Below are 12,090 nucleotides of genomic sequence, written 5' to 3' on the forward strand. Positions count from 1 at the left end.
GCATCCCGTATGGCCCGAAGCATACGGATGAGATTCGTGTGACGCGTGTGACTGGCGTAGGCTGGAGCGGTCGTACGCCCGGCGGCGTGGGTCCGTGTGAGCCGGGGGTGACGGCGCGACGCGATGGTTCCGGGGGGAGCTGGGATGAGAGCATTTTCAAGGCTCCGCGCTCGCCCGCGCGCGATCGCGTCCGTGGGGGTCGTCAGCGCCCTGGCCGTGACGATAGGCACCCTCGCGTTCGTCTACGAAGGCAACCCGACCACCGAAGTCGACCTCAACGACGGCGGTGTGTGGGTGACGAAGCAGTCGAGCCTGCTCGTCGGCCACCTCAATCACTCGTCCGGCGTCCTCGACGGCGGGCTGCGCACCGCCACCGAGCGATACGACGTGCTGCAGTCCGGCGCGCAGGTGCTCGTGGTCGATCCGGTCGCCAACAAGGCCACGCCGGTCGACCCCGCCCGGGTCGCCCTGGAACAGACCACCGACCTTCCCGCAGGCGCCGCCGTGTCGATGGGCGGCGGTGTCGTCGCGGTCACCGAACCGTCGGGCGAACTGTGGGCTGCGGAGTTCGGCAGTCTCGGGGCGATCGGCGGCCAAGGCAACGAACCCATCGCCGAACTCGGCGACGACGCCGTCGCCGCGGTCGGCGTCGACGGTGACATCTACGCGCTGGAACGCGAACAACCCCGCATCCTCACCTACGCCCGCGGCGATGACGGCACGTTCTCGCAGGTCGGTGACCGCGTACTGTCGTCGGTCGATCCGGCCGCGGACGTCGAGATGACCGTCGTCGGTCGCACCGGCTACGCCTTCGACACCGACGCCCGCACGCTGTACGGCACGGACGGGTCCGTCCTGGACGTGCCCGTCGATGCCGTGCTGCAGCAGCCCTCCGAACCGACCGACGCCGTCACAGTGGCCACTCCGACCGCGCTGGTGCGGGTCTCCGCCGACGCGGAGCCGGTCGTCGTGGACGCCGGCGGCGAGGGCATCCCCACCCGTCCGGTGTATGTCGCCGGCTGCGCGTACGGCGCGTGGGCGGAGAGCGCCCGGTTCGTGCGCGACTGCCCCGGCGAGACCGATGACCTCGTGCTGGACATCGAGGGACTGGCGCCCACCGGTGTCCTGACGTTCCGCGTCAACCGCGACGTGGTTGTGCTCAACGACGTGTTCGGCGGGGCCGCGTGGCTCGCCAGCGACGCCATGCAGCGTGTGGACAACTGGGACGACCTCACTCCTCCCGAGGGCGAAGGCGACGAGGAGGAGGAGACGACCGAAGAGACGGTGCAGGCTGCCCTTCCCGAGCGCACCGACCAGAACACCGCCCCGCTCGCGGAAGACGACGAGTACGGCGTGCGGCCCGGCCGCACCACGATCCTGCCGATCCTCGAGAACGACACCGATGCCGACGGGGACGTGCTGGTGGCCGTACCCCTGGATGAGCCCTCATTCGGTGAACTCGAACCGGTCCACAACGGCAAGGCGCTGCAGATCGTGGTTCCCGAGGATGCGACCGGGACGACCACTTTCCGGTACCGCGCGGAAGATGGCCGCGGCGGCACCGCCGAGGCCCGCGTGCGGGTCGCCGTGCACGACTGGGACGTGAACGCCCCTCCGGAACAGAAGCGCGTGACCCCCGTGACCGTCGAAGCGGGGGGCACCGCGGCCTATAACGTGTTGCCGGACTGGATCGATCCCGACGGCGATGACATCTTCTTGCAGTCCGTCGCCGTCGACGGCGGCGACGAAGCCGACTTCACCTCCGACGGGCACATCTCCTTCCGCGCCATCGGCGGAACTCAAGGCCGCATCGACGTTCCCATCGTCGTCTCCGACGGGACCGACTCGGGGGTCGGTGTCGCCCGGTACGAGGTGCGTCCGCTGGGCGCGGCGGTACCGGTCACCAACGCCGATCACGTGGTGACGCGCGTGGGCCGCAGCGTCACCGTCTCACCGCTGGCCAACGACGCCAGCACCGGCACCGAACCATTGCGGCTGACCCGCGTTGACGAGGTCGACGGCGCCCGGGTCGTCCCGGACTATGCCGACAAGACCTTCTCCTTCGTCGCGGACGCCGTAGGCACCTACTACGTCAACTACCTGGTCTCGGCGGGAGCGAACTCCGTCCCGGGCGTTGTCCGCGTGGATGTGCTCGCCCGCGCCGAAGGCGATCCATCTCCGATCGCGGTGCGCGATGTCGCGTTGCTCCCCGCAGGCGATGACGTTCTGGTCAATGTGCTCTCCAACGACACCGACCCCGCCGGCGGCATCCTCGTGGTCCAGTCCGTCGTCGCCGAGCCGGGATCGGGGGTGGCGGCCTCGGTTCTCGGCCACGAGACCATCCGCATCACCGACCTCGGCGCTCTCACCGCGCAGGTCCGGGTCACGTACACGATCTCGAACGGGTCGAAATCGGCTACCGGTGAGATCGTCGTGATTCCCGTACCGGCACCCGAGCGGCTGCGGCCGCCGATCGCGAACGATGATCGTGCCGTCGTGCGCGCGGGCGATGTCGTCACGATCGCCGTGCTCGACAACGATTACCACCCCAACGGTGACCCGCTGCACCTCGCACCGGGGCTGGTGCCGCCGCTGGTCGATGACGAGGACGGCGAGGTCTTCGTCGCCGAGAACGTGCTCCGGTTCCGCGCCGGCGACCGGCCCGGAACCGTGTACGCCACGTACGAGGCGGTCGACTCCTCCGGCCAGCGCGACGCCGGGTACGTGACCATTCAGGTGCTTCCGCGCGACGACGAGTCCAACGCCGCACCACGGCCCCGCGACCTCACGGCGCGCACTCTCAGTGGATCGAGCGTCGAGGTTCCGGTGCCGCTGGACGGCATCGATGAGGACGGCGATTCCGTCGAGTTGGTCGGCCTCGCGTCCGCCCCGAGCAAGGGCCGGGTCGACGTCGTCGACGGCGACACCTTCACCTACACCGCCTTCGACGGCAGCACCGGTGTCGACACGTTCACCTACCGGGTGCGTGACCGGCTGGGCAAGGAGGCAACGGCGACGGTGCAGGTCGGTATCGCCCCCGCCGAATCCGTCAACCAGGCGCCCTACGCCGTGCGAGACGCGATTGTCATGCGACCCGGTCGCGAGGTCGCGGTACCGGTGCTGGCGAACGACTCCGACCCTGACGGCGAACCGTTCGGTTTCGCGGTGGACGCGGTCGATGTGCCCGACGTGCCGGGGCTTGCGGCGCGGGTCACCGAGAACCAGCTGTACATCACCGCCCCTCGCGAGCCGATGCGCACCAGCGTGCAGTACACGATCGTCGACGCGCGTGGGCTGACCGCGACCACGAGTGTGCAGATCACCGTCGATGCGGACGTGCCGCTGGTGCCCCCGATCGCCAACGACGACCGGGTACGCCCGGAGGATGTCACCGACGACGGCATGGCGGACATCGAGGTGCTGCTCAACGACCGTGACCCCGACGGCACCCGCGACGCCCTGACCGTCGACATCGGCGCCGGCGGCGAGAACGCGCGCATCCTCAGCGACAGCACGATGCGTATCGTGCTGACCGAGGACAGCCAGCTCATCACCTACCGCATCACGGATGCCGACGATCAGACGGCGACCGCGTTCGTGCACGTGCCGGCGCTGCAGGCGATGCCGCCGAGCCTCATCGCGGGAGCCGCCATCGAGGTGCTCAGCGGTGAGACGGTCGAGGTGCCGTTGGCCGCCTACGTGCAGGCGGTGGGGGGTCGCGGAGTCGTCTTGACCGAGGCCGCGAAGGTCGCCGCCTCGCACGGCGACGGCGCCTCCCTGGTGCGCGACCAGCGCACCCTCGTGTACACCTCGAACGATCAGTACTCCGGTCAGGATGCGCTCACCTTCGAGGTGACTGACGGGGACGGCCCCGACGACCCGAACGGACGCAAGGCGACACTGACGATCCCGATCACGGTGTTGCCTCCCGAGAACGTGCCGCCCGAGATGGTCGGCGCCTCGATGACGGTCGCGGCCGGCGAAGAGGCGAGCACGCTCGATCTCGCCGATCTCGCCACCGACGCCGACCCGGGCGATCAGCTGACGTTCGCGCTGGGCGGTGCGGTTCCTGCGGGGCTGGACGCCGTCGTGGACGGCTCGCTGCTGCGGGTATCCGCGTCGACCGACGCCGAGGCGGGAACCCGTGCGACGGTGACCGTGACCGTCACCGACGGCGAGTCGGAGCCGGTCCGTGCGTCGATCGCTGTGACCGTCGTCTCGTCCACCCGCCCGTTGGCCAGCGCCAACGACGATGTGATCGCCGAGGCACGTCAGGGGGAGACCCTCGACGTCCCGGTGCTCGACAACGACGTCAACCCGTTCCCCGACACCCCGCTGCGCATCGTCAGCACCGCCGTCGAGACCGGGACGGCGCAGGCCCGCATCAACGGTGACCGGGTGCAGGTCACCCCCGGTGGCTCGTTCGTCGGCACGATCGTGGTGCGTTACCGCGTCCTGGACGCCACCGGTGACGACAATCGTGGAGTCGAAGCGCGGGTGCGGATCACCGTCCAGAGTGGACCGGAGGTGCCCGGCAGGCCCACCGTGTCCAGCGTGCAAAGCCGCACGGTCGTGCTGTCGTGGACGGCGCCGATCGACAACGGTGCACCCATCACCGGCTACACCGTTTCGTCGACGTCCGGCGGGTACACGAAGCAGTGCGCCTCCACGACCTGCACACTGGACGGGCTGACCAACAACACCGAGTACAACTTCATCGTCACCGCGACCAATCGCAACGGCACCTCCGACCCCTCGCTGCCGTCGGAGACGGCTCGGCCGGACGTGCGGCCGCAGACGCCGGCCCCGCCGACGATCACCGCGGGCGACAGCAACCTCGCCGTGTCGTGGACACGCCCGCCGACGGAGGGGTCCCCGGTTGCGTCGTACACGCTGGAGATCTCTCCAGCGCCCGCCACGGGGAGCGTCCAGAAGGTCAACGTGACCGGGACGAGTCTGGTCTGGGAGGGACTCACCAACGGAACCGCCTATCAGGTCCGCGTCCGCGCCCACAACCAGGCGCCCGAGCCCTCCGGATGGAGTGCCTGGTCGGCCACCGACATCCCCGCCGCGCCGCCGTCGGCGCCTGCAGCCCCGACGACGCAGCGCCTCGACGCCGTCGGCTCGCAGAATCAGCTGCGGGTCAGCTGGAATCAGCCCGCCAGCAACGGCGACGCCATCTCGGGGTACCAGCTCGATGTCATGCAGGGCGGCGCAACGATCCGTACCGTCTCGGTGCCCGCCGGCCAGACCAGCCAAGCGGTGACCGTCGACAACTCCACGACCTCCTACACGTTCCGCGTCCGCGCACAGAACAAGGCAGGCTGGGGAGGTCGCAGCGCCGCTTCGGCGCCGCTGCAGTCGTTCGGTCGGCCGGGGGCCCCGACGGGCGTCCAAGCCGGTCCCGGCGACAACATGGTGGTGGTCATGTGGACCCCCGGCGCGGGCAACGGGGCGACGGCCGCACAGATCAGCTATGAGTTCTCGATCAATGGCGGGGCATGGCGTAGCGACTGGATGTTCGACGGCGACAACGGCGCAGGGTCGATCGGGAACGGTCTCGCCGACAACAACGGGACCTACTCGGTGCGCATCCGGGCCGTTGCGACGGTCGGCGGGGTGAGCGAACAGAGCGAACCGTCCGCACCGACGAATCAGGTCGCCCCATATGGGCCGATCGGGAGCCCCACGGCAGGGTGGACCTCGAGCGGCACGACGATCACCTTCTCGTGGGAGTCCCCGCCGCGCAACGGCCGCGACATCACCACCCGGGTCCGGATCGACACCGGCGCGTGGCAGACGGTGTCCCCCAGCGGCTCCACGACCATCGACGTGGGCTACGGCGCCAGCCGCACGTTCCGGGTGGAGACCAGCGCGGCCGGGCAGACCACGAGCGCCACCGTGATCGCGAGCACCGGCTCGCCCCCTCAGGCCCGTGCCCGGGTCAGCCACGGTTCCCATGTGCAGTGCGGCGCCGTCGACTGCGACCAATTCCTGGTGACGACGTCGAACTTCCCCGATGGGACGTACCCGTACCGGTGCTACGCGAACGGCTCGTCGATCGGCAGCGGCGTCGGATACTTCCGTGCCAACGGCCAGCAGGAGCTGTCCGGCTGCTACTACGGCTCAGCCTCCGACGCGACGGTGTGGGTCAGGATCAACGGCACGAACTACGAAACCAGTTCCTGGTGACCCGAACCCGAAAATCCCGATCCAGCAAGGATATTCCCGAATGAGCATGACACCCGAACAGGCGGCCTGGTTCCGCGACACCTTCACCAAACTGGTCGACAACGTCGATCGCGCGCTCATGGGCAAGCGCGATGTCGTGGGGCTGGTGCTGTCGGCGATGCTGGCCGAGGGGCACGTGCTCCTGGAGGATGCGCCCGGCACCGGCAAGACCAGTCTGGCCAAGGCGCTCGCGGCGAGCGTGCAGGGCAGTAGCGCCCGCATCCAGTTCACCCCCGACCTGCTCCCCTCCGACGTGACCGGCGTGACGATCTACGATCAGCAGGAGCACCGGTTCGAGTTCCACCGCGGGCCCGTGTTCGCCCCGATCGTGCTGGCCGACGAGATCAACCGAGCCTCGCCCAAAACGCAATCGGCGTTGCTTGAGGTGATGGAAGAATCCCGGGTCACCGTGGACGGCATCGCCCACGAGGTGGGACGGCCGTTCCTGGTCATCGCGACCCAGAACCCGATCGAGCAGGCCGGGACGTACAAGCTGCCCGAGGCCCAGCTGGACCGGTTCATGATCAAGACCTCCATCGGCTACCCGTCGCTGGCGGTCGCCGAGCGCATCCTCGTGGGTGTCGCCGATCGGGACCCCTCGGCGCGACTCAGTCCGGTGATCACGACGGGAGCGGTCGCCGATATGGCAGACCTGGCTGGGAGCGTGCACGTCGACCCCGCCGTCGCGCGGTACGCGGCGCAACTCGTCGAGGCCACCCGCGCCTCCGAATCCACGCGGCTGGGAGTGTCGGTGCGCGGCGCGATCTCGATGGTTCGCGTCGCCAAGGTCTTCGCCGCCGCGCACGGCCGGCATTACGTGATCCCCGACGACATCAAGATCCTGGCCGAGCCTGTGTGGAACCACCGTCTGGTCCTCGACCCGGAGGCGGAGTTCTCCGGGGTCACCGCCGACAAGGTCGTCCAGGGTGCCCTGGCCGACGTCGACGCGCCGCTGGCGAGGGCTGCAGACGGATGACCGCGGTGCACGACACCGATCAGCCCGCGAGCGTCACGCCGCGGGACGAACCGGCGCGCCCCGAACCCGCCGCACCCCTCCACGAGCAGCCGCCCCAGGACCGGCCGCGCCGCGACCGGCCGTTCTCAGGCCCGACGCGTGCGGCGGATACGGCGGCTGCGGACGACGCCCGGCGGGAGCGTCGCGAGCGCCGCGCGGCGTGGCTCCTCCGCGTCGCGTCGCGGTTGCGGTCCGTCGCCGGCGTCATCCGCCCGCTCGGCTGGGTCGTGATAGCCGTGGCCGCCGTGCTGTGGGCGGTGGCCCTGTGGCTCGGGTGGCAGGAGATGATGATCGCCGCCGCCGTCGTGACGACGGTGATCGCGGTGTGCCTGTTCTTCCTCATCGGGCGCACGACGTACGACGTCGAGCTCGATCTGACCCGCAGCCGCGTCGTGGTCGGCGAACGCGCCATCGGCGGACTCACGCTGCGAAACGACACCGCTCGAGCGATTCTGCCGTCGGAGGTGGTTCTGCCGGTGGGGTCCGGTCGAGGGATCTTCGCCGTCCCGCGCCTGGCGGTGGGGGAGGAGCACGAAGAGCTCTTCGCGATCCCCACCCGCGCACGAGGGGTGCTGGCGGTGGGTCCGGTCAGCGTTCTGCGCGGCGACCCGATCGGCCTGTTCGAGCGCACGCACAACCGGCGGGCCGCCACCGATCTGTACGTGCACCCCCGCACGACCGACCTCAGTGGGCTCTCGCTCGGGCGGATGCGGGATCTGGAGGGGCTCCCGGTGCGGCAACTGGAACGGGACGACGTCTCGTTCCACGCGCTGCGCGAGTACCAGCCCGGCGACGACCTGCGCCATGTGCACTGGAAGTCGACCGCACGCATCGGCCGGCTGATGGTCCGCCAGTACGAGCAGACACGCCGATCGCACTTCGTGATCGGGCTGTCCACCAACGCCGACGAATACGGCGCCCCCGACGAGTTCGAACTCGCGATCTCGATCGCCGGCTCGGTCGGGCTGCGCGCGCTCAGCGACGCGCGGGTACTGGACGCACGCGTCCCGCAGGGCGCCCTGCGCACGCGGTCGCCGCGCGCCCTGCTCGACGAGCTGTCCGGGCTGGGGCAATCGCGTCCGCGTGCCGGGACCATCGCCGACCTCGCCGGCGCAGCCGCCGCCCACTCGCCGCAGGCGGCGATCGCGGTGCTGATCACCGGGAGCCGCGCCGACCCGGGCCGGTTGCGGGCCGCCTGCTCCCGGCTGCCGCGCGACGTCCGGGTGCTCGCCGTCGTCGCCGAGGACGGCCGGAGCGCCCCGGAGCTGCGGCGCATCGGCGACGCCGACCTGGTCGCGCTGGGCGCGCTGGATCAGCTTCCCCGCGCCGTGCGGAGGGTGCTGGCATGACGCGTCGGACGATCGTCGACCTCCTCGCTGTCGCCCTCCTCCTGGCCGTCGGCATCGTCGGTTTCGGCCCGACGTTCGAGGGCGTCGGGTATCTGATCTGCGGCGTCGGCGCGCTCGTGATCGGCCTGGCCATCGCCCTGCTCGGCCGCTGGCGCCGCCTCGGTGTACTCGCTCTGGCCGGACTGACCGCGGTGGCCTACTTCCTGTTCGGCGGTGCCCTCGCGCTGCCGGCGACCGTCGTCGGCGGTGTGATTCCCACGTGGGAGACCTTGCGCCGGCTCGCGCTCAGTGCGGTCACGTCCTGGAAGGAACTGCTCACGACCGTGCCGCCGGTCGCCGACGCGGACGGGCACCTGGTCGTCGTCTTCGCGATGACTCTGGTCGCCTCGGTGCTGGCCGGTTCGCTCGCGCTTCGCGTGACGCCCGCCGCCTGGACGCTGCTGCCGGCGCTCCTCTTCCTCGTGATCCAGATTCTGCTGGGTGTCGCCGAGCCCGCCGCGCCGCTGCTGCAGGGTCTGGTGTTCGCCGTTGTCGCGGTGGCCTGGCTGGCGGTGCGCACGGTGTGGGACCCCGAGCGCACCGCTGTGCACGTCGAGCCCGCCGCGGGTGCGTCCGGCGTCGCGCGCCGGTCCACGAGGACGCGCCGGATCGTCGCCGGTGCGGCCGTGCTCGCCGTGGCCGCGGGAGCCGGGGTCGCCACGGCGGCGTTCGCGACCCCTCCCACGCAGCGGTACGTGCTGCGTGACTTCGTCGTGCCCCCGTTCGACCTGCACGAGTACCCCAGCCCGCTGCAGTCGTACCGGCGGTTCGTGCGCGATTTCGCCGACGAGCCCCTGTTCACGGCGACGGGACTGCCCGAGAAGGCCCGGGTGCGTCTGGCCACCATGGACGCCTACAACGGCGTCGTCTACAACGTGGCCGAGGACGGCGCCGGTTCCTCCGCCGCGTTCCGCCCGCTGCGCGCGAACATGAGCCCGGATGCGACCGGTGCCGACGCCGAGGTCTCGTTCGAGATCGAGGGACTCGACGGGGTGTGGCTCCCCGACGTCGGCGCGGTGCAGGAGATCACGTTCCAGGGTGCGGACGCGGATGACCGCCGCCGCAACGCCTTCTACAACGACGGCACCGGCACCGCGGTCGTCTCCTCGGGACTGGTCGAGGGCGACGCCTACACTGTCACGACGGTGATCCCCGCCGTCCCGAGCGATGCGACCCTGGTCGACGTCCCGTTCGCCCCACTCAAGATGCCCGCCCAGAGCGGGGTTCCGGAGGGCATCGTCGACGAGGCGACCGATGCGATCGAAGAAGCCGAGTCCCCGATCGAACGGGCCCGGAGTCTGCAGGCCTGGCTGAGCGGCGACGGCTACTTCAGTCACGGGCTGGAAGGGGACCCGCTGTCGCCCTCGGGTCATGGCGCGGCGCGGATCGTCCAGCTGCTCGCCGGCGAGCAGATGATCGGGGACGACGAGCAGTACGCCGTTGCGATGGCGCTGATCGGCCGGCAGCTGGGGATGCCCGCGCGGGTGGTCATGGGGTGGTATCCGGATGAGGACAACGCCGGCGCCGAACCGTTCGTGGCGACCGGGAACAACCTGCACGCGTGGGTCGAGATCGCGTTCGACGGCTACGGATGGGTGCCGTTCGACCCGACGCCCGACGAGGACAACGAGCCGAGCGAACAGAACACTCGGCCGCGGGCCAACCCGAAGCCCCAGGTGCTGCAGCCCCCGCCGCCCGCCCAGGAGCCGGCGGAACTGCCGCCCTCCATCGCCGAGGAGCGCGAACAGGATGACGAGAAGCCACCCGAACCCGGCTGGATCACCACGGTGTTCGTTGCCGGCGGGATCAGTCTCGCGGTCGTGCTGCTGCTGTGCGCGCCGTTCGTGATCATCGGTGCCGTCAAAGCGAGCCGCCGCGTGCGCCGGCTGCGCGCGGAACGGTCGGCCGACCGCATCTCGGGCGGATGGGATGAGCTCGTCGATCGGGCGATCGATCTGCGGGCCCCCGTGGCCCTCGGTGCGACGCGGGTAGAAAGTGCCGCGGTCGTCGAGCACCGGTTCGAGGACGCGCGTGTGGTTGCGCTGGCGGAGCGGGCGGATGCCGAGGTGTACGGACCCGGTGAGCCGAGCGCCGACGAGGTGTCGGCGTTCTGGCGGGAGGTGGACGATATCGTCGGAGGGATGACGCAGGCGACGACCCGGCGGCAACGGGTGCGAGCGCGCCTCAGCCTTCGGTCGTTCCGGCAGCGGAGGAAGCGATCATGACACACCGGGTTCCGGCCACGTTGCGCGCGCGCATCGGTGCGGCCGTCATCAATACGCTGATCGCCGCGCTGATCGTCGGTGGGGTGATCGTGATGGCCGTGGCGATCTCGGGCGGGTTCTCGCTGAGCGCGTCGATCTGGGTGGCCGTGGTCACCGCGGTCGCCGGGTTCCTCGCACACACGGCGATGCAGGGCGGGGCGGGCTCGATCGGAATGCGGGTGTTCGGGTTGCGACTCGGCCACGTCGACGACCCCTCCGGGGCTCCGATCGGTTTCGGCAGGGCCCTGGTGCGGGGCGTGACCTGGACCCTCGGCTCGATCGTCGTGGTCGGGGCCTTCTCCCCCCTCGACGACCGCTCGCAGTGGCATCGCGGCTGGCATGACCTCGCCGCCGGCACGGTCATGACCGCAGCGCGTCGCGTGCGGGTGCAGGCGGCCCCGCGGCCACCGGTGTCTCCCGCGGCGGACGCGCGGCCTCCGCTACCCCCGCGGCCGCCGGCCGTCGATGGCGACTTGCTCCTCAGGTGCCAGTGCATCGCCTTACCTGCCTTGTCCGGATCTCCGGACGCGATCGCATCCACGAGAATCTGGTGATTGGCGGCCATATTCTTGAAGTCGCCCCGCGGCTCGTTGGCCAGGAGACGGCGACGTACGAACTCGAGCATGTGGCTTCGGGCAAGTGTGTCGATCAGGGCGGGGTTCCGACTCAGCTTCACGATCGCCACGTGCAGCTCAACGTCGATCCTCTCGGCGTCAGCGCGGCGGCCTTCGGCCACCATCGCCTCCATTTGCGTGATATGCCCCTGCAGTCGTTCGATGTCTTCGCGATTGGCGCGCCGCGCGGCCAGGCGCGCCGCTTCGGTTTCCAGGGCCCGTCGGACGACCAGCAGGTGATCCAGCAGTTGCGGCGTCCACTCGGCAATCCGGTATCCCGACCCGCGGGCATGCTGGACGAGACCTTCGTGGCCGAGCCGGTGCAGCGCGGTGATCACCGGCCCGTTGCTCGTGTGCATCGAGGTCGCGACGGACTGAATCGAGATGTGCATTCCCTGCGGGAACGCGCCGTCGAGAATCTGGTCCCGCAGCCGCTCATAGACTCGGGCAGTGATCTCCCCGCTGCGTCTGGGGGTCGACCGTGCGGATTTCCGAATCGGCATCTGTATCCGAGGGGGAGTGAGATAAGCGGGGCCTGGCCAGTCGCAATATTAACCAGAGGTGAAATCCGAGAACAC

The 12,090-nt window shown here is 70.2% G+C and carries 5 protein-coding genes and 1 pseudogene; 5 read left to right on the forward strand and 1 reads right to left on the reverse strand.

The window, feature by feature from the left end:
• The first annotated feature begins 144 nt into the window (after positions 1-144).
• Genes ACK5KK_RS11180 through ACK5KK_RS11200 form a run of 5 tightly spaced genes read left to right on the forward strand, consistent with a single transcriptional unit; the run spans position 145 to position 11,452 of the window.
• The gene (locus ACK5KK_RS11180) at positions 145-6,192 is read left to right on the forward strand and encodes an Ig-like domain-containing protein (protein ID WP_416890164.1); all 6,048 of its coding nucleotides are present in this window, start codon (positions 145-147) and stop codon (positions 6,190-6,192) included.
• 40 nt (positions 6,193-6,232) lie between these two features.
• Entirely contained in the window at positions 6,233-7,207 is a 975-nt protein-coding gene (locus ACK5KK_RS11185) for an AAA family ATPase (RefSeq protein ID WP_416890165.1), read from the forward strand.
• Entirely contained in the window at positions 7,204-8,595 is a 1,392-nt protein-coding gene (locus ACK5KK_RS11190; protein ID WP_416890166.1) for a DUF58 domain-containing protein, read from the forward strand. The genes ACK5KK_RS11185 and ACK5KK_RS11190 overlap by 4 nt, the downstream gene beginning before the upstream one ends.
• The gene (locus ACK5KK_RS11195; protein ID WP_416890167.1) at positions 8,592-10,859 is read left to right on the forward strand and encodes a transglutaminase-like domain-containing protein; all 2,268 of its coding nucleotides are present in this window, start codon (positions 8,592-8,594) and stop codon (positions 10,857-10,859) included. Before ACK5KK_RS11190 ends, ACK5KK_RS11195 begins: the two co-directional genes overlap by 4 nt.
• Positions 10,856-11,452: an RDD family protein gene (locus ACK5KK_RS11200; RefSeq protein WP_416890168.1), complete on the forward strand. Its 597-nt coding sequence runs from the start codon at positions 10,856-10,858 to the stop codon at positions 11,450-11,452. The genes ACK5KK_RS11195 and ACK5KK_RS11200 overlap by 4 nt, the downstream gene beginning before the upstream one ends.
• Here the strand turns inward: ACK5KK_RS11200 and ACK5KK_RS11205 are convergent.
• Positions 11,389-12,015, reverse strand: a pseudogene (locus ACK5KK_RS11205) (GntR family transcriptional regulator); the annotation flags it as partial. The gene ACK5KK_RS11200 and the pseudogene ACK5KK_RS11205 sit on opposite strands and share 64 nt — an antisense overlap.
• Positions 12,016-12,090 lie beyond the last annotated feature (75 nt).

The sequence above is a fragment of the Microbacterium sp. genome (assembly GCF_047972865.1).
GTDB lineage: Bacteria > Actinomycetota > Actinomycetes > Actinomycetales > Microbacteriaceae > Microbacterium.